The sequence below is a fragment of the Arthrobacter sp. Y3222053 genome (genome assembly GCF_059092805.1).
In genome coordinates this window covers 351,993-369,998 of sequence record NZ_JBNHIA010000003.1, presented here as the reverse complement: position 1 = coordinate 369,998, position 18,006 = coordinate 351,993, and the positions used below count along the sequence as shown (strand labels likewise).

Sequence of the window (18,006 nt, the reverse complement as noted above, 5' to 3'; positions counted from 1 at the left end):
GGGCGCCGTCTCCGACACGGCTGAGGACACCTCCGCCAACCTGGGCTGGGAAAAGAAGGAACGCACCCCGCTGGGCACCCCGGTGGCGGCGCAGATCCTGGACGGGCGCAAGGCCGCCGCTGACATCAAGGACGAGCTGAAGCAGCGCATTCAGGTGCTGAAGGACGAGCACGGCGTGACGCCGGGCCTGGGCACGGTGCTGGTCGGCGACGACCCGGCCAGCCACTCCTACGTGGGCGGCAAACACAAGGACTGCGACCAGGTGGGCATCCGTTCCATCCGCCGGGACCTGCCCGCCGACATCAGCCAGGAGGAACTCGAAGCCGTCCTGGACGAGCTGAACGCCGATCCGGAAACCACCGGGTACATTGTCCAGCTGCCGCTGCCGGCGCACATCGACACCAACGCCATCCTGGAGCGGATCGATCCGGCCAAGGACGCCGACGGGCTGCATCCGGTCAACCTCGGCAGGCTGGTGCTCAACGTCAGCGAACCCATGACCTCGCCGCTGCCGTGCACCCCGCACGGCATCGTGCAGCTGCTGGTCCGCAACGGCATCAGCCTCAACGGCAAGAAGGTGCTGGTCATCGGCCGCGGCGTCACCGTCGGCCGGCCGCTCGGGCTGCTGCTGACCCGCCGCCCGATCAACGCCACCGTCACCCTGGCGCACACCGGCACCGCCGACCTCTACCAGCACCTGGCCGAGGCCGACGTCGTGATCGCCGCCGCCGGCTTCCCGGAAATGGTGCGGGCGGAGGAACTGAAGCCCGGGGCGATCGTGCTCGACGTCGGGGTCACCCGCGTCACGGACCCGGAGACCGGCAAGACCACCCTGACCGGCGACGTGGACAAGGCCGCGGCCGATGTCGCCTCCTGGATCTCGCCGAACCCGGGCGGCGTGGGCCCGATGACCCGCGCCATGCTGCTGGCCAACGTCGTCGAGGCCGCCGAGCGCCGCGTGGGCATCCTGCCCTCCTGACCGCCGGCGAAGCTGCGCCGCAGGGCCCGTTCCCGTTCCGGGGGACGGGCCCTGCCGTTTGCACTATGCTGGCAGGCGTGTCCTGGACCACATCGCCGCAGCAGGCGGCCCGCACTGCACTGCAGTCCGTCATCTCGGCCCGTGCCGTGACCAAGGCGTACGGGGACTTCACAGCCGTCGACGGGATCAGCTTCGACGTCGCGCCGGGGGAGTCCTTCGGGCTGCTCGGACCCAACGGCGCCGGCAAATCGACCACCATGAAAATGATCGGCGGCGTCTCGCAGCGCACGGCCGGCGAGCTGAGCATCATGGGGCTGGACCCCAACGAGCACGGACCGGAGGTCCGCGCGCACCTCGGCGTGGTCCCGCAGCAGGACAACCTGGACGAAGAGCTCCGGGTACGGGAGAACCTGCTGGCCTACGGGCGCTACTTCGGACTGCCCAAAACGTACCTGCAGCCCAAGGCCGACGAACTGCTCGAGTTTGCCCAGCTGACCGACAAGGCAGGTGCCCGCGTCGATGCCCTGTCCGGCGGCATGAAGCGCCGCCTGACCATCGCCCGCTCGCTGATCAACGATCCGAAGATCCTGCTGCTGGATGAACCGACCACCGGCCTCGACCCGCAGGCCCGGCACATCCTCTGGGACCGGCTCTTCCGGCTCAAGGAGGCAGGCGTCACCCTGATCCTCACCACCCACTACATGGACGAGGCCGAGCAGCTCTGCGACCGGCTGATCGTGGTGGACAAGGGCACCATCATGGCCGAGGGATCGCCCGCGGCCCTGATCCGCGAACACTCCACCCGGGAAGTGGTGGAAATGCGGTTCGGCTCCGAACGCAACACCACGGTGGCCGCCGAGCTGGACGGAATCGGCGAACGCCTGGAGACCCTGCCGGACCGGGTGCTGATCTATGCCGACGACGGCGAGGCCGCCCTGGAGGCCGTGACCTCACGCGGGCTGCGGCCCATCACCTCGCTGGTGCGGCGCTCCTCGCTGGAGGACGTGTTCCTGCGCCTGACCGGACGGAGCCTCGTTGACTGAGCAGCCGCGAACCGGACCCGGCACGGCAGCGGCCGAACGGCACCCCGTCCTGGGGCTGCGTTCACCGCTGGCTCCACAGCAGACGGCCGCCAGGGCGCGGCGCTTCGGAGCCTTCTACTACGCCGAGCACTGGATCAGGCGGATGGGCGGCTACCGCTGGACCGTGCTCATGACCGCCGTCGGCACGCCCCTGGTGTACCTGCTGGGCATGGGGATGGGCCTGGGCATGCTGGTCGACGCGAACTCCCCGGCGGCCTTCGGAGGAGGAGGCGGGCCGGTGCCGTACCTGGTGTTCCTGGGCCCTGCCCTGGTGGCGACCGCCGCCATCATGATCTGCAGCGAGGAAAACACCTACACCGTCATGGACGGGTTCAAGTGGCACCGCACCTACTACGGGCCCAACGCCTCGCCGCTGTCGAGCGGACAGATAGCGGCCGGCCACGTGCTGGGCCTGACCGTGCGGATCCTGCTGACCACCGGCATCTACTACCTTTTCCTGCTGCTCTTCGGGGCGGTTCCGCTGCCCGGCACCGGCTGGCTGATGATCTTCACCGCCCTGCTCGGCGGCCTGGCCTTCGGCCTGCCGCTGCTGGCCTTCAGCGCCACGCTGAAGGAGGACAAGGGGCAGTTCGCCATGGTGCAGCGGTTCATCGTGATGCCGCTGTTCCTCTTCTCCGGCACCTTCTTTCCGCTGGACTCGCTGCCGATCGGCGTCCGCTGGATCGGCTGGATCTCTCCGCTCTGGCACTCCGCCGAACTGGGGCGGGTGCTCAGCTACGCCCAGCCCGAACCGGCCGGCCTGGGCCTGGTGCACCTGGCGTACCTGCTGATCCTCGCGGCGGCAGGCATGGTCCTGGCGCGGCGCAGCTTCACCCGGAGGCTGGCCGGATGAGCGCCGTCGACCGCACCGCCCCGGTCTCCCTGCAGCCACGGGACCGGTTCCTCGGCTCCCTGTATGGACGCAACACCCGCGCGGTGATTGCCCGTGGGCTGAAGGCGACCTGGGGCACCAACTGGAGCATCATGATCAGCGGGTTCGTTGAACCGGTGCTCTACCTGGTGGCCATGGGCATCGGCCTCGGCGCCCTGGTCGGGACGGTAACCGGTCCCGGCGGCACCGAGATGGGCTACGCCAACTTCATTGCGCCGGCCCTGCTCGCGGTCTCGGCCATGAACGGCGCCGTCTACGACTCGACCCTCAACGTGTTCTTCAAGCTCAACTACGCCCGCCTCTACGAGGGCATGCTGGCCACCTCGCTGGGGCCGCTGGACGTGGCGCTGGGGGAGATCTTCCTGGCCCTGCTCCGGGGGGCCCTGTACGCCACCGGCTTCACAGCCGTGATGGGCGCGATGGGACTGATCACCACCCCGTGGGCGCTGCTCATGATCCCGGCAGCCGTGGTGGTGGCCTTTGGGTTCGCGTCCTTCGGCATGGCCGTCACCAGCTACATGAAGACCTTCCAGCAGCTGGACTGGGTCAACTTCGTCATGCTGCCCATGTTCCTGCTCTCCGCCACCTTCTACCCGCTGAGCGTCTACCCGGCTCCGGTCCAGGCGGTCATCCAGGCGCTGCCGCTGTGGCACGGGGTGGAGATGCTGCGGCAGATCAGCGTGGGCATGTTCAGCTGGGCAACCGCCGGGCACCTGGCCTACTTCGCGGTCATGATCGCCGTCGGGCTGACGGTGACGACCGCACGGCTGCGCGCACTGTTCCTGAAATAGGGCGGCGGTTGCGGAAGCCGGACGGAACGCCGGGCAGGCCTACCCGCCGTCCGCCCCGCCCAGCGCCGCCCGGAAAACCTCGGCCATCGGCCTGCTGAAGAGCACGAACTCCACCCGCTGCGGCGGCTGCGGATGGCTCCGCACGGCCTGGACCCCGATCCGGGCGACGTCGTCGGCGGGCCAGCCGTACACGCCGCCGCTGATGGCCGGAAAGGCGACGCTCGCGGCTCCGAGCTCCGCCGCCACGTCAAGGCTGGAGGTGAAGGCCGAGGCCAGCAGCGCCGGGTCGGTCTGCCCGGCCCGGGCGTCCGGGCCGACGGTGTGGATCACCCACCGTGCCGGCAGCCGGAAGCCGGGGGTCGCCACGGCCGCCCCGGTCGGCAGCCCGGCGGGCAGGGAGGTGCGGCGCAGCCGGCGGCAGGCCTCGAGCAGCTCCGGGCCCGCGGCGGCGTGAATCGCGCCGTCGACCCCGCCGCCGCCCAGGAGGGAGGAATTGGCGGCATTGACCACCGCGTCGACGTTTCTTTCGGTGATGTCCCCGGTGACCAGCTCGATCCGCATGGCCTCCAGTGTGCCACCGCCGGTAGGATTCCGGGCACCACACAGCCCGGGGGGACGCCCGGGGGACGGGAGACCAATAACCATGATCTATTCCTGGCATACCCTCGTCATCGACTGTCCCGACGCCGACGCGCTCGCCTCCTTCTATCAGGAGCTGCTGGACCTGCCCCGGCTGCTGACCGAATCGGACTGGGTCGCGATCGGCGGAGACGTGCAGCGCCCGTCGCTGTCCTTCCAGCAGGTGGAGGACTACCGGGCTCCCGAGTGGCCGGGCCAGGGGGTCCCGCAGCAGATGCACCTGGATGTGCACGTCCGGAACCTGGACCACGCCGAGAAGGAGGTCCTGGCCAGGGGCGCCCGGCGGCTGCCGGGCGGGGCGGAGGACTTCCGTGTCTACGCGGATCCGGCCGGCCACCCGTTCTGCCTGGTGCAGCAGGCAGAGGATCCCGGGGACTGGGCCGGTCCCTGAGCGTGCGCGGACCCCGCAGGGCATGTTCAGCCTGAGCGAACCCGTGCGCGGGACACTCCGCGGCTCTGCGAGAATGGAAGCATGCAGTCCCTGAGCAAAGGCAAAACGCCCTCTACGTCCTTCCCCGGCCGCGGAATCAGCAGCCGCATGGCCACTATTGGAATGAGCCTGCTGCTGCTGGCCTTCCTGGTTGCCGTCATCTTCGCCGCCAATGAGAACGACGTCATCGGCTGGCTCGTGGTGATTATCGCCTTCGGCTGGCTGCTGCTGGCAGGCTTCGTGGTCTTCAGCGTCCGGGGCGCCGCCAAGCGGGCCGGAGCCAAACTGGCCGAAGCGCAGGAGTCCCTCAACCGCGCCGCCGGCGGGACAGGCCCCGGCGTCACCACCGTCGTCGACGAGGAGACGGTGATCAGGGACCGCAAGCTGGACCACAGCTTCAAGATCGTCCAGGTGCAGACGCGGGTCATCCGTGAACAGCTGGGCCAGGACCAGGACATGGTCGACCGCGCCATCGAGACCATCGAGATCACCGCGCACAATGCCCGCGGCATGATCCGCCGCGACGAGGGCGGGCCCGTCGAGGGCACCGTCGTCGACTAGGCAACTGACCGGGAGCAGTCGGCGAAGTTGGTAAGGTTGATCAGGTGAACGCGGCATTGACAGGGCAGCAGGAGACGGCGGCGACAGCCAAACCCGAGGGGGCGCTGCGCATCGCCAGCGTCAACGTCAACGGAATCCGGGCCGCGTACAAGCGCGGCATGGCCGACTGGCTGGCGGCCCGCGACGTCGACATCCTCTGCCTGCAGGAGGTGCGGGCACCCGACGCGATCGTCCGCCAGCTGCTGGGCGAGGACTGGCACATCCTGCACGCGGAGTGCGAAAACAAGGGCCGCGCCGGGGTGCTCATCGCCTCCCGGCAGGCGCCGTCGGCTGAGCGCCACCACATCGGCGACGAGTACTTCGAGCTCTCCGGGCGCTGGGTCGAGGCCGACTTCAAGGTCTCCGCCCAAGGGGCGGAAAAGACCCTCACGGTGGTCAGCGCCTACGTCCACTCCGGCGAGGCGGACACGCCCAAGCAGGTCGACAAGTACCGGTTCCTCGATGTGATGAGCGAACGGCTGCCCGCCCTGGCCCAGGCCAGCGACTTCGGCCTGGTGGTCGGGGACCTTAACGTGGGGCACACGACGCTCGACATCAAGAACTGGAAGGGCAACGTCAAGAAGGCCGGGTTCCTCCCCGAGGAACGCGCCTACTTCGACCGCTTCTTCGGCGAGGAGATCGGCTGGCGCGACGTCGCCCGGCAGCTCGCCGGCGACGTCGACGGCCCGTACACCTGGTGGTCCTGGCGCGGCCAGGCCTTCGACAACGACGCCGGCTGGCGCATCGACTACCACATGGCCACGCCCGGCCTCGCCGAGCGCGCGGTCAGCGCCGTCGTCGACCGCGCCCCCACCTATGCCGAACGTTTCTCCGACCACGCGCCGCTTGTGGTCGACTACCAGTTCTGAGGAAATCCGCATGAGCACCCCTGTTGCCGAACCACGCCAACGCATCCTGTCCGGGATGCAGCCCTCCGCCGACTCGCTGCACCTGGGCAACTACCTCGGCGCGCTGGTGAACTGGGTGCGGCTGCAGGAACAGTACGACGCGTTCTTCTTCATCCCCGACCTGCATGCCATTACGGTGCCGCAGGACCCGGCCGACCTGCGCCAGCGCACCCGGGTCACCGCCGCCCAGTACATCGCCGGCGGCGTCGACGTGAACCGTGCCACCCTGTTCGTCCAGTCCCAGGTGCCCGAACACGCGCAGCTGGCGTGGGTGCTGAACTGCCTGACCGGCTTCGGCGAGGCCTCCCGGATGACCCAGTTCAAGGACAAGCAGCAGCGCTTCGGCGCCGACGCCGCCTCGGTGGGGCTGTTCACCTACCCCATCCTGCAGGTCGCCGACATCCTGCTCTACCAGCCGCACGGCGTGCCGGTCGGCGAGGACCAGCGCCAGCACGTCGAACTGAGCCGCGACCTCGCCAAGCGCTTCAACACCCGCTATGGCCAGACGTTCACCGTGCCCGAGGCCTTCATCCAGAAGGAAGGCGCGAAGATCTACGATCTGCAGAACCCGACGGCGAAGATGTCCAAGTCCGCCGCCTCCCCGGCCGGCCTGATCAACCTGCTTGACGACGACAAGACGGTCGCCAAGCGGATCAAGTCCGCGGTCACTGACGACGGAACGGAGATCCGCTTCGACCGTGAGGCCAAGCCCGGGGTCTCCAACCTGCTGTCGATCTATTCGCTGATCTCCGGCAAGGACATCCCCACCCTGGAGCAGGACTACGAAGGCCGGATGTACGGCCACCTGAAGGTGGACCTCGCCGAGGTGGTCACCGAGCATCTCCGTCCGATCCGCACCCGCGCGCTGGAGCTGCTGGACGATCCCGCCGAGCTGGACCGGCTGCTGGCGGTAGGCGCCGGCAAAGCCAGGCAGACGGCGTCGGCTACACTGGCCGATGTGTACAACAAAGTAGGCTTCCTACCCGTTGGATCTTCCGGCATCTGAACCATGCGCACCGTGAATCCGTCCGTCGCGAACCCTCCCGCAGCCGCCGCCGGCTGCGCGGTGCAGGCGCGCTGCGTTGGCATCGTGATCGCAGTGCCTGAGCCGATGGCCACCCACCTGCAGCACGCACGTGCCTCCTTCGGCGACCCCATGGCATCGGTTGTCCCCGCGCACATCACGCTGGTCACCACCACCGAGGCCGAGGACTGGGACGCGGCAGTGCGGCACGTGCGCGAGGTGACCAGGCGCCAGCAGGCCTTCCGGATCACCCTCCGCGGCACCGATTCCTTCCGGCCGGTCTCCCCGGTGGTCTTCCTGCGCGTGGAGGACGGGTTCGAGGAGTGCACCTCGCTGCACAAGGAGCTGCAGACCGGACCGCTGGCCAGGGACCTGGCCTTCCCCTACCACCCGCATGTGACCGTGGCCCACGACGTCAGCGAGGCCGGCATGGACCATGCCGTCGAGCGGCTGCGGGATTACGAGACCAGCTTCACCGTCAACAGCGTAGGCCTCTACGAGCACGACCCGAGCGGGATCTGGCGGCTGCGCGAGGAGATGCCGCTCGGCGGCTGACGGTGCCGCCCCCCGGTGGGCCGTACCGGCCGCTCAGGCGCGCGCGTCGGGATTCAGGAGCGTTCCGGGTCGGGGGAGTGCCGCCCGTCCACGTAGGCGGCAGCCCAGGCGGCGATGATGCCCGCAGCGCGGTCCGTGTGGTCCCGGTCCGTCATCAAGTGGTCGCAGCCCTCCAAACACACGAAGCTGCGCGGGTGGCGCGCCGCCGCGAAGATCTCCGAGGCATTGTCCATCGGTACCGCCCGGTCGTCGGGGGAGTGCAGGACCAGCAGCGGCCGGCCCAGTGATGCGATGCAGCCGGCGAGGTCGTGGCCCTGCAGGTCGTCAACCAGTTCCCGCCGGATCGGCAGCGGGCCCGCGCCCAGGTCCACCCGCGCCTGACCGGACTCCCGAACGGCCTGCAGCTCCTCCTCGGCGAAGAGCTCCAACACATGCGCAGGATCCGCGGGCGCACCGATGGTCACGACGGCGGCGACGTCGGGCAGGCCGGCGGCAGCGGCCAGGACCGCCGCGCCGCCCAGGGAATGGCCGATGAGCAGGGTGGCCGGGGTTCCCCGGCCGTCGAGGAAGGCCGCCGCGCTGCGGACGTCGGCCACCTTGGTGCTGAAGGTGCCGTCCTCCCAGCTGCCGGAGGACCCGCCCAGGCCGGCGGCGTCGTACCGCAGGACCCCGAAGCCGTGCTCCGCCAGGGCCTGGGAGATGCGTGAGGCGGCGGCGCTGTTCTTGCCCAGCGCAAATCCATGGCAGAACACTGCCCAGCCCCGGACCCGGCCGTCGTGGGGCAGCTCGAGCCGCCCGGCCAGGGTGGTGCCGTTGACGCCGGGAAAAGTGACACGCTCGGAACGGGACATGGACTTCACTCTAGCGAAAACGTCGGAAGGCGCCGGTCCGCATGGGGACCGGCGCCTTCCGACGCTGTGCAGCCGTGGCTAGACGGAGCGGCTGAGGATCGCCTGCTTCACCTCGGCAATGGCCTTGGTGACCTGGATGCCGCGCGGGCACGCCTCCGAGCAGTTGAAGGTGGTGCGGCAGCGCCACACGCCTTCCTTGTCGTTGAGGATCTCCAGGCGCATGTCGCCGGCATCATCGCGGGAGTCGAAGATGAAGCGGTGCGCGTTCACGATCGCAGCCGGACCGAAGTACTGGCCGTCGGTCCAGAACACCGGGCAGGACGAGGTGCACGCAGCGCAGAGGATGCACTTGGTGGTGTCGTCGAACCGCTCGCGGTCCTCGGGGGACTGCAGGCGCTCCTTGGTCGGCTCGTGGCCCTTGGTGACCAGGAAGGGCATGATCTCCCGGTAGGACTGGAAGAACGGCTCCATGTCCACGATCAGGTCCTTCTCCACCGGCAGGCCCTTGATGGGCTCGACCAGGATGGGCTTGGACGTGTCCAGGTCCTTGAGCAGCGTCTTGCAGGCCAGGCGGTTGCGGCCGTTGATGCGCATGGCATCGGAGCCGCAGACACCGTGGGCGCAGGAGCGGCGGAAGGAGACGGAACCGTCATGCTCCCACTTCACCTTGTGCAGGGCGTCCAGCACGCGGTCGGTGCCGTACATGGTGAGCTTCCACTCGTCCCAGTAGGCCTCGTCGGAAACCTCGGGGTTGTAGCGGCGGACCTTCAGAGTGATCTCGAAGGACTCGATCTGTCCGCCGACGGACTCCGGGAGTTCGACCTTGGAGGCCGGCTCGGCAATTTCCGTTGTCATCAGTACTTCCTCACCATCGGCTCGTAGCGCGTGTACACGACGGGCTTGGTGTCGAGGCGGATGCCGGCGGTGTGCTCGGCGTTGTCGGCCTCGTCAACCTTGTAGGCCATCGAGTGCTTCATGAATTTCTCGTCGTCCCGCTCCGGGAAGTCCTCGCGGTAGTGGCCGCCGCGGGATTCCTCGCGGTGCAGCGCGGCGACGGTCATGACCTTCGCGAGGTCCAGCAGGAAGCCCAGCTCCACGGCCTCGAGGAGGTCGAGGTTGAAGCGCTTGCCCTTGTCCTGGACATTGATCTTCTTGTACCGCTCCTCGAAGGAAGCGATGTCGGACAGCACCTGGTTCAGGGTCTCCGCGGAGCGGAACACCTGCATGTTGGCGTCCATCGTGTTCTGCAGGTCGCGGCGGATCTCCGAGACCCGCTCGGTGCCCTCGGAGTTGCGGGCAATGTCCAGCAGCTCGATGGTCTTGGACTCCGGGTCCTCCGGCAGCGGCACGAAATCGGCCTGCAGGGCGTACTCGGCGGCGTAGATGCCGGCACGCTTGCCGAAGACGTTGATGTCCAGCAGGGAGTTGGTGCCCAGGCGGTTGGAGCCGTGCACGGACACACAGGCGACCTCACCGGCGGCGTACAGGCCCGGAATCACGGTCTCGTTGTCCGCCAGCACCTCGGTCTTGATGTTGGTCGGGATGCCGCCCATGGCGTAGTGCGCCGTCGGGAACACCGGCACCGGCTCCGTGTACGGCTCGACGCCGAGGTACGTCCGGGCGAACTCGGTGATGTCCGGAAGCTTGGCATCAATGTGCGCCGGCTCCAAGTGGGTCAGGTCCAGCAGCACGTAGTCCTTGTTCGGACCGCAGCCGCGGCCCTCGCGCACTTCGTTCGCCATGGACCGGGCCACGATGTCACGCGGGGCGAGGTCCTTGATGGTCGGGGCGTAGCGCTCCATGAAGCGCTCACCCTCGGAGTTGCGCAGGATCGCGCCTTCGCCGCGGGCGGCCTCGGAGAGCAGGATGCCCAGGCCCGCCAGGCCCGTCGGGTGGAACTGGAAGAACTCCATGTCCTCCAGCGGGATGCCGCGGCGGAACGCGATGGCCATGCCGTCACCGGTCAGGGTGTGGGCGTTGGAGGTGGTCTTGAAGACCTTGCCGGCACCGCCGGAGGCGAAGACCACGGACTTGGCCTGGAAGACGTGCAGCTCACCGGTGGCCAGGTCGTAGGAGACGACGCCGGCGGTCCGCTTGCGGCCGAAGGTGTCCTCGACCATCAGCAGGTCCAGCACGTAGTACTCGTTGTAGAACTCGACGTTGTGCTTGACGCAGTTTTGGTACAGGGTCTGCAGAATCATGTGGCCGGTGCGGTCGGCCGCGTAGCACGCGCGGCGGACGGGCGCCTTGCCGTGGTCGCGGGTGTGACCGCCGAAGCGGCGCTGGTCAATCCGGCCTTCGGGGGTCCGGTTGAACGGCAGGCCCATCTTCTCCAGGTCGAGGACGGCGTCGATGGCCTCCTTGGCCATCACCTCCGCGGCGTCCTGGTCCACCAGGTAGTCGCCGCCCTTGACCGTGTCAAAGGTGTGCCACTCCCAGTTGTCCTCTTCCACATTTGCCAGCGCGGCGCACATGCCGCCCTGGGCCGCACCCGTGTGGGACCGGGTCGGGTACAGCTTGGTCAGTACCGCCGTCCGCGCGCGCTGTCCGGATTCGATCGCGGCGCGCATACCGGCGCCGCCGGCGCCGACAATGACGACGTCGTACTTATGGACCTGCATACCAGATGCTCTTTCTGTTGAAACTGTTGTGGGGGCGGGGCTGCGGGCTGCTTCTCCGCCTTAGCGGGAGGAGCAGAACGAGGCCAGCTGATCCGCCGTCGCGTTGGCGGGGCACGGATCGAACGTGAAGATCACCAGGGTGCCGAGCACGACGATGACCACCGTCGAGATGTACAGGACGGTCTTGAGCCACATGCGGGTGGAGTTCTTGTCCGCGTAGTCATTGATGATCGTCCGCACGCCGTTGGCGCCGTGGAGCATGGCCAGCCAGAGCATCACCAGGTCCCAGACCTGCCACAGCGGGCTGGCCCACTTGCCGGCAACGAAGCCGAAATCGATGGCCTTGATGCCGTCGCCCACCATGAGGTTCATGAACAGGTGGGTGAAGATCAGCACGATCAGCAGGACACCGGAGAGGCGCATGAACAGCCATGCGATCATCTCGAAGTTGCCGCGGGAGTTGCCGGTGCGGGTGTACCGGGGAGCAATGCGCCCGGAACGGGGTGCTTCGATGGAAGGAGCGCTCATGGTTTAGTGACCCCCGAAAACGATGGGAAGGTGGCGGATGGAGAAGCCGATCATGGTCACGGCCCAGAGGCCGACGACTCCCCACAGCATCTGCCGCTGGTACTTGGGGCCCTTCTTCCAGAAATCGATCAGCACCACACGCAGGCCGTTGAAGGCGTGGAACACGATGGCTGCCACGAGGCCCAGCTCGCCAAGGCCCATGATCGGGTTCTTGTAGGCGTTGATCACCACGTTGTAGGCCTCGGGCGAAACGCGCACGAGCGAGGTGTCCAGAACGTGAACCAAAAGGAAGAAGAAGATCACCACGCCGGTAATGCGATGTGCAACCCACGACCACTGGCCTTCACGGCCGCGGTAGAGAGTGCCTGCTGGTAACTTCGACACTGAAATATTCCTCCCTGCTGCGCAGCGGCGCTAGCGCGTCTTCCACGCAGTGTTGACGCCGGTGCGAGCACTATAAGCTCCAGCATAATCTAGGCCGGTGTTCCGGGTCTTTCAATTTAGGACGGCCTATCATGTGGCCCTGATCACACCTGCTTGCGCGGGGTGACCGACACCCCTTATGCGCCTCGCAGCCGACGCCGCGCACACTCGGCTAGCCTTGGGGTCTGATGACTACCGAGATGCACAGCACAAGCGACCGTGACGCGTTCAGCCGTTTCTACGGGGTGATTCCCGCGGGCGGAACCGGAACCCGTCTCTGGCCTCTTTCCCGCGCCGCGGCGCCGAAGTTCCTGCACGACCTGACCGGATCCGGCAGCACGCTGATCCGGGCGACCTACGACAGGCTCTGCCCGCTGGCGGGCGACCGGGTCATGGTCGTGACCGGCACCCTGCACCGCCGTGCCGTCAAGCAGCAGCTGCCGGAGATATCCAACGACAACCTGGTCCTGGAGCTGGAGCCCAAGGACTCTGCTGCGGCGATCGGCCTGGCGGCCGCCATCCTGTACCGGCGCGACCCGGAGATCATCATGGGCTCCTTCGCGGCGGACCAGGTGATCACCCCGGTTGAGGTGTTCCAGGAAGCGGTCCGCGAGGCCATCCTGACCGCGGCACGCGGCTACATCGTGACCATCGGGATCCAGCCGACGCATCCCTCCACCGGTTTCGGCTACATCCGTGCCGGCGAAAGCCTGGCGATCGACGGCGCCCCGAACGCCCGCGCCGTCGCCGAGTTCGTCGAGAAGCCGAGCGAAGACGTGGCCCGCAGCTACCTGCGTGACGGCTCGTTCAGCTGGAACGCCGGCATGTTCGTGGCCCCGGTCAGCCTCATGCTCAAGCACCTTGAGGCGAACGAGCCGGAGCTCCATGCCGGACTGACCGAGATCGCCGAGGCCTGGGACACCGCCCGCCGGCGGGACGTGGTCCGGCGGATCTGGCCCACCCTGCCCAAGACGGCCATCGACTACGCGGTGGCCGAACCGGCCGCCGCGGCCGGCGACGTCGCGATGATCCCGGGCGCCTTCACCTGGGACGACGTCGGGGACTTCGCCGCGATCGGCCGGCTGAACCCGGCCGCGGAGAACACCGAGCTGCGCGTCATGGGCGAGGGAGCCCGGGTGTACTCGGAAAACGCCTCGGGCATCGTCGTCTCCGACACCAAGCGCGTCATCGCGCTGATCGGCATCGAGGACGTCGTCATCGTGGACACCCCCGACGCCCTGCTGGTGACCACGAAGGAGCACGCCCAGGAGGTCAAGAAGGCCGTGGAGCACCTCAAGGCCAGCGGCGACACCGACGTCCTGTAGCGGGAGTGTGACGAACGCCGTCGCGCCGGAGCGGAACCGGCAGCCTCATGTGAACGGCCCGTACCTTTATTAACGCGGCCGGTTCACGCCGCCGGGCCGGGGTTGGCTAATCTGGAGGATGTGCAGACCATCCCCTTGAGCAGCTCACCGGTACCATCGATCCGCGGACGGGTGGTGCCCCTGCTGGAGGAGCTGATCGGGTTCCGGCGCGACATCCACGCCCACCCCGAGCTTTCCAACAAGGAGTTCCGCACCACCGACCAGATCATTGCGCATCTGGAGGCCGCCGGGCTCGCGCCCAAGCGGCTGGAGAACACCGGGGCGGTGGTCGACATCGGTGACGGTCCGCTGAGCCTGGCCCTGCGGGCGGACATCGACGCCCTGCCTGTCCTCGAGGAAACCGGCCTGCCCTACGCCTCGACGCATACCGGCATCGCGCATGCGTGCGGCCATGACATCCACACCACCGTGATGCTCGGGGTCGCCCGGGTGCTGGCTGCCCTCGACGCCGAAGGCAAGCTGGGCGGCAGGGTCCGGGTGATCTTCCAGCCCGCGGAGGAGGTCATGCCCGGCGGGGCACTTACCGTCATCGAGCAGGGGGCCCTTGAAGGCGTGCCCCGGATCCTGGCCCTGCACTGCGATCCGCGGATCGACGCCGGGAAGGTCGGCACCCGCATCGGGGCCATCACCTCGGCCTCTGACACCATCCGCCTCGAACTGACCGGCCGGGGCGGCCACACCTCCCGTCCGCACCTGACCGAGGACATGGTGTTCGCCCTGGCGGAGATCGCCGTCGGCGTGCCTGCCGTCCTGTCCCGACGGATCGACGTGCGCAGCGGCGTGTCCGTGGTCTGGGGCCAGATCCACGCCGGCTCCGCACCCAATGCCATTCCTGCCGCCGGCAGCCTCTCCGGCACCATGCGCTGCCTGGATACCGAGGCCTGGCACGCCGCCGGCGACCTGCTCGACGACGTCGTGCGGCAGATCGCCGCGCCCTACGGCGTGGAGGTAGCCCTGCAGCACACCCGGGGCGTTCCGCCGGTGATCAACGCCGAAGCGGAAACCGGGCTGCTGGAGGCGGCCGCGCGGGCCGAACTGGGCGAGGATTCCGTCGTCCTCGCCCCGCAGTCCATGGGCGGCGAGGACTTCGCGTGGATGACCCAGGCCGTGCCGGGCGCGATGATGCGCCTCGGAACGCGCACCCCCGGGGGAGAGACCTATGACCTGCACCGCGGCGACTACCGGCCCGACGAGCGGGCCATCAGCAGCGGCGTCCTGGTCATGGCATCGGCGGCGCTGAGGGCGGCCCGCGGGCTGCGGCGCTAAGGCCGATGATGATAACAACATGTAAACAATTGGGAACGCGCCCCCGAATTGGGACTGCTGTGATTGCGCTAACGTTAGGGTAAGTGCTGGCGTCCGAAACGGCTGAGCCGAAGGATGCACCACACGCGCCTTTCAGCCCCGGAACGGCCCCAACGGCCGGCGGCGGATCCTGAAGAACAACACGGGTGGAACAACCACTTCTTTCCTGGAGGAACCTTGAAGAATTTCCCGCGCATCAAGCGCAACGCGGGCGTCTCCGCCGCCATGCTGGGCGTGTCCGCTCTCCTGCTCTCGGGCTGCGGTGCTGCTCCGGAAGAGGAGAACGGCGGCTCGGAGGCTGCGGCCACCGACTTCACCGGCTGCATCGTCTCGGACTCCGGCGGATGGGATGACCGTTCGTTCAACCAGTCCAGCTACGAGGGCCTGATGGCCGCCAAGGAAGAGCTGGGCATCGACACCAAGGAAGCTGAGTCCCAGGCTCCCACCGACTTCGCCAACAACGTCGACAGCATGGTCCAGGGCGGCTGCGACCTGACCGTCACCGTGGGCTTCCTGCTCTCCGACGCCACCAAGGCCGCCGCCGAGGCGAACCCCGACGTGAACTTCGCGATCGTTGACGACAACGCCATCGAGCTCGACAACGTCAAGCCGATCATCTACGACACGGCGCAGGCCGCGTTCCTGGCCGGCTACGTCGCCGCGGGTTCCAGCCAGACCGGCACCGTCGCCACCTACGGCGGCATGAACATCCCGACCGTGACCATCTTCATGGACGGCTTCGCGCAGGGCGTGGAGTACTACAACGAGGAGAACGGCGCAGACGTCAAGCTCCTCGGCGCCGACTCCTTCGTCGACAGCTTCGAGAACCGCGCCGCCGGCAAGACCCTGACCCAGAACTTCATCAACGAAGGCGCCGACGTCATCATGCCGGTCGCCGGACCGGTGGGCCTGGGCACCATGGAGGCCGTGGTCGAGGCCAACGAAGGCGGCAGGGACGTCAAGGCCGTCTGGGTTGACTCCGACGGCTACGAGACCGCAGGCATCGGCCAGGAGTACATCCTGACCTCGGTCATGAAGCTCATGGGCGAAGCAGTCCAGGAGGTCGTCACCGAGTCCGCCGAGGGCAACTTCAACGCCGAGCCCTACGTCGGTACGCTGGAAAACGGCGGTGTCGACCTCGCTCCGTTCCACGACCAGGAAGCCAACGTCCCCGAAGAGGTGAAGAACGCCATCGAGGACCTGAAGGCGAAGATCATCTCCGGTGAGATCACCGTCGAGTCCGAGTCCAGCCCCCAGTAACGGACCGGACCGCCCGCAGGCGACCGCCATGTCCCGCAGCCGCGGCTGCCGGGACATGGCGGTTTGTCTGTGCCGGGCAACAGTTCCTCCCACACAGCATTTCCGAACAGATTGGTTGGGGTTTTGAAACTCGAACTGAAGGGCATCACCAAGCGGTTTGGTTCCCTGGTGGCCAACGACCACATCGACCTCGTGGTCGAGCCCGGACAGGTCCACAGCCTGCTGGGCGAAAACGGCGCCGGCAAGTCCACGCTGATGAATGTCCTCTATGGCCTCTACGAGCCCACCGAGGGGCAGATCCTCCTCGACGGCCGGCCCGTCACCTTCAACGGCCCCTCCGACGCCATGGCCGCGGGCATCGGCATGGTGCACCAGCACTTCATGCTTGTGCCCGTGTTCACCGTGGCTGAAAACGTCGCGCTGGGCAACGAATCCACCCGCCTCGGCGGGGCGCTCAACCTCGACGTCACCCGCGCCCGCATCCGGGAAATCTCCGACCAGTACGGGTTCGACGTCGATCCCGACGCCGTCGTCGGGGACCTCCCGGTCGGCGTGCAGCAGCGGGTGGAGATCATCAAGGCGCTGATCCGCGACGCGGAGGTCCTGATCCTCGACGAGCCCACCGCCGTGCTCACCCCGCGCGAGACCGACGAGCTGCTCTCGATCATGCGCCAGCTCACCGCGGACGGCAAAGGCGTCGTCTTCATCTCCCACAAGCTGCGTGAGGTCAAGGCCGTCTCCGACGTCATCACGGTGATCCGCCGCGGCAAGGTCGTCGGGGAAGCCGAGCCTTCCGCCTCCACCACCGAACTGGCCGCCATGATGGTCGGCCGGTCGGTGAGCCTGAGCCTGGACAAGGCCCCGGCGGAACCGGGGGAGGAGACCTTCCGCGTCACCGACCTCACCGTGCTTTCCGCCACCGGGCAGCCCGTGGTCGACAAGCTCAGCTTCGGCATCGCCAAGGGCGAGATCCTGGCCGTCGCCGGTGTCCAGGGCAATGGCCAGACCGAGCTCACTGAAGCCATCATGGGCCTGCAGGAGCACGTCACCGGATCCATCACCCTGGACGGCCGCGAGCTGGTGGGGCTGAAGACCCGGCAGATCATCGACTCCGGCGTCGGCTTCGTCCCCGAGGACCGCAGCGTGGACGGCCTGGTCGGCACGTTCTCGGTGGCCGAGAACCTGGTGCTGAACCGCTATGACGAGGCGCCCTTCGCCGCCGGCCTGTCCATGAAGCCCGGCGTCGTGACCGCAAACGCGGATGAGAAGATCGCCGAGTACGACATCCGCACGCAGTCGGCCTCGACCCCGGCGGGCACCCTGTCCGGCGGAAACCAGCAGAAGGTCGTCATGGCCCGTGAGCTGTCCCGGCCGCTGTCCCTGTTCATCGCCTCCCAGCCCACCCGCGGCGTCGACGTCGGGTCCATCGAGTTCCTGCACCGGCGCATCGTCGCCGAACGGGAAGTCGGCACCCCGGTGATGATCGTCTCCACCGAACTTGACGAGGTCCTCGAACTCGGGGACCGGATCGCCGTGCTGTACGGCGGCCGGCTGATGGGCATCGTACCCGCCGGCACTTCCCGGAACGTGCTCGGCCTCATGATGGCCGGCATGACCGCAGATGAGGCGCTGGCCCGCGAGGCCGCGCCCGAGGACACCCACACCGAGGGAGGGGCGCAGTGAGCCCGGACAAGTCCACCACAAGCGGGCAGACACCAGACCGCAGCACATCG

The 18,006-nt window shown here is 68.0% G+C and carries 19 protein-coding genes; 13 read left to right on the top strand and 6 right to left on the bottom strand.

The window, feature by feature from the left end; all coding sequences use genetic code 11:
* The first annotated feature begins 82 nt into the window (after nucleotides 1-82).
* From AC5RUW_RS09740 to AC5RUW_RS09725, 4 genes are all read left to right on the top strand, one after another.
* Nucleotides 83-979: a bifunctional methylenetetrahydrofolate dehydrogenase/methenyltetrahydrofolate cyclohydrolase gene (locus tag AC5RUW_RS09740; protein WP_494160805.1), complete on the top strand. Its 897-nt coding sequence runs from the start codon at nucleotides 83-85 to the stop codon at nucleotides 977-979.
* A 65-nt stretch (nucleotides 980-1,044) separates the two neighbouring features.
* A complete protein-coding gene (locus AC5RUW_RS09735; protein WP_494160501.1) occupies nucleotides 1,045-2,022 on the top strand; it encodes an ABC transporter ATP-binding protein in 978 nt (325 codons plus the stop codon).
* Nucleotides 2,015-2,914: an ABC transporter permease gene (locus AC5RUW_RS09730; protein ID WP_494160500.1), complete on the top strand. Its 900-nt coding sequence runs from the start codon at nucleotides 2,015-2,017 to the stop codon at nucleotides 2,912-2,914. The genes AC5RUW_RS09735 and AC5RUW_RS09730 overlap by 8 nt, the downstream gene beginning before the upstream one ends.
* Nucleotides 2,911-3,744 carry an ABC transporter permease gene (locus AC5RUW_RS09725; protein ID WP_494160499.1) on the top strand — a complete coding sequence of 278 codons (834 nt, stop codon included), beginning with the start codon at nucleotides 2,911-2,913 and terminating at the stop codon, nucleotides 3,742-3,744. The genes AC5RUW_RS09730 and AC5RUW_RS09725 overlap by 4 nt, the downstream gene beginning before the upstream one ends.
* A 39-nt stretch (nucleotides 3,745-3,783) precedes the next feature.
* Here AC5RUW_RS09725 and AC5RUW_RS09720 read toward each other — a convergent pair whose 3' ends face one another.
* Nucleotides 3,784-4,305: an O-acetyl-ADP-ribose deacetylase gene (locus AC5RUW_RS09720; protein ID WP_494160498.1), complete on the bottom strand. Its 522-nt coding sequence runs from the start codon at nucleotides 4,303-4,305 to the stop codon at nucleotides 3,784-3,786.
* 82 nt (nucleotides 4,306-4,387) lie between these two features.
* Here AC5RUW_RS09720 and AC5RUW_RS09715 point away from each other — a divergent pair, with 82 nt between their 5' ends.
* The 5 genes from AC5RUW_RS09715 to AC5RUW_RS09695 all read left to right on the top strand — a co-directional run bounded on the left by AC5RUW_RS09715 (nucleotide 4,388) and on the right by AC5RUW_RS09695 (nucleotide 7,900).
* A complete protein-coding gene (locus AC5RUW_RS09715) occupies nucleotides 4,388-4,774 on the top strand; it encodes a VOC family protein (RefSeq protein WP_494160497.1) in 387 nt (128 codons plus the stop codon).
* An 81-nt stretch (nucleotides 4,775-4,855) separates the two neighbouring features.
* The gene (locus tag AC5RUW_RS09710) at nucleotides 4,856-5,374 is read left to right on the top strand and encodes a hypothetical protein (protein ID WP_494160496.1); all 519 of its coding nucleotides are present in this window, start codon (nucleotides 4,856-4,858) and stop codon (nucleotides 5,372-5,374) included.
* Between the two features lie 44 nt (nucleotides 5,375-5,418).
* Complete coding sequence (locus AC5RUW_RS09705) at nucleotides 5,419-6,282, top strand: exodeoxyribonuclease III (protein ID WP_494160495.1); 864 nt, start codon at nucleotides 5,419-5,421, stop codon at nucleotides 6,280-6,282.
* Between the two features lie 10 nt (nucleotides 6,283-6,292).
* Nucleotides 6,293-7,327 (top strand): tryptophan--tRNA ligase, encoded by a 1,035-nt coding sequence (gene trpS / locus AC5RUW_RS09700; protein ID WP_494160494.1) that lies wholly within the window; start codon nucleotides 6,293-6,295, stop codon nucleotides 7,325-7,327.
* Between the two features lie 3 nt (nucleotides 7,328-7,330).
* Nucleotides 7,331-7,900, top strand: a complete 570-nt coding sequence (locus AC5RUW_RS09695; RefSeq protein ID WP_494160493.1) for a 2'-5' RNA ligase family protein — start codon at nucleotides 7,331-7,333, stop codon at nucleotides 7,898-7,900.
* A gap of 53 nt (nucleotides 7,901-7,953) precedes the next feature.
* On the opposite strand, the gene AC5RUW_RS09690 is transcribed toward AC5RUW_RS09695, so the two are convergent.
* From AC5RUW_RS09690 to sdhC, 5 genes are all read right to left on the bottom strand, one after another.
* Nucleotides 7,954-8,751: an alpha/beta hydrolase gene (locus tag AC5RUW_RS09690; protein WP_494160492.1), complete on the bottom strand. Its 798-nt coding sequence runs from the start codon at nucleotides 8,749-8,751 to the stop codon at nucleotides 7,954-7,956.
* Between the two features lie 78 nt (nucleotides 8,752-8,829).
* On the bottom strand, nucleotides 8,830-9,606 hold the full coding sequence (locus AC5RUW_RS09685; protein ID WP_494007717.1) for a succinate dehydrogenase iron-sulfur subunit: 777 nt from the start codon (nucleotides 9,604-9,606) through the stop codon (nucleotides 8,830-8,832).
* Nucleotides 9,606-11,372, bottom strand: a complete 1,767-nt coding sequence (gene sdhA / locus AC5RUW_RS09680) for a succinate dehydrogenase flavoprotein subunit (RefSeq protein WP_494007716.1) — start codon at nucleotides 11,370-11,372, stop codon at nucleotides 9,606-9,608. The genes AC5RUW_RS09685 and sdhA overlap by 1 nt, the downstream gene beginning before the upstream one ends.
* Nucleotides 11,373-11,432: 60 nt before the next feature.
* Nucleotides 11,433-11,900, bottom strand: coding sequence for a succinate dehydrogenase hydrophobic membrane anchor subunit (locus AC5RUW_RS09675; RefSeq protein WP_494160491.1), 468 nt, complete (start codon nucleotides 11,898-11,900; stop codon nucleotides 11,433-11,435).
* Between the two features lie 3 nt (nucleotides 11,901-11,903).
* A complete protein-coding gene (gene sdhC, locus AC5RUW_RS09670) occupies nucleotides 11,904-12,284 on the bottom strand; it encodes a succinate dehydrogenase, cytochrome b556 subunit (RefSeq protein WP_494007714.1) in 381 nt (126 codons plus the stop codon).
* A 227-nt stretch (nucleotides 12,285-12,511) separates the two neighbouring features.
* Between sdhC and AC5RUW_RS09665 the strand changes: the two genes are divergently transcribed.
* The 4 genes from AC5RUW_RS09665 (at nucleotide 12,512) to AC5RUW_RS09650 (ending at nucleotide 17,956) form a co-directional block, all read left to right on the top strand.
* Nucleotides 12,512-13,648, top strand: coding sequence for a mannose-1-phosphate guanylyltransferase (locus AC5RUW_RS09665; RefSeq protein ID WP_494007713.1), 1,137 nt, complete (start codon nucleotides 12,512-12,514; stop codon nucleotides 13,646-13,648).
* Nucleotides 13,649-13,783: 135 nt separating this feature from the next.
* On the top strand, nucleotides 13,784-14,974 hold the full coding sequence (locus AC5RUW_RS09660; protein ID WP_494160490.1) for an amidohydrolase: 1,191 nt from the start codon (nucleotides 13,784-13,786) through the stop codon (nucleotides 14,972-14,974).
* Nucleotides 14,975-15,238: 264 nt separating this feature from the next.
* Complete coding sequence (locus tag AC5RUW_RS09655) at nucleotides 15,239-16,273, top strand: BMP family lipoprotein (protein ID WP_494160804.1); 1,035 nt, start codon at nucleotides 15,239-15,241, stop codon at nucleotides 16,271-16,273.
* Nucleotides 16,274-16,396: 123 nt separating this feature from the next.
* Nucleotides 16,397-17,956 (top strand): ABC transporter ATP-binding protein, encoded by a 1,560-nt coding sequence (locus AC5RUW_RS09650; protein WP_494160489.1) that lies wholly within the window; start codon nucleotides 16,397-16,399, stop codon nucleotides 17,954-17,956.
* Nucleotides 17,957-18,006 lie beyond the last annotated feature (50 nt).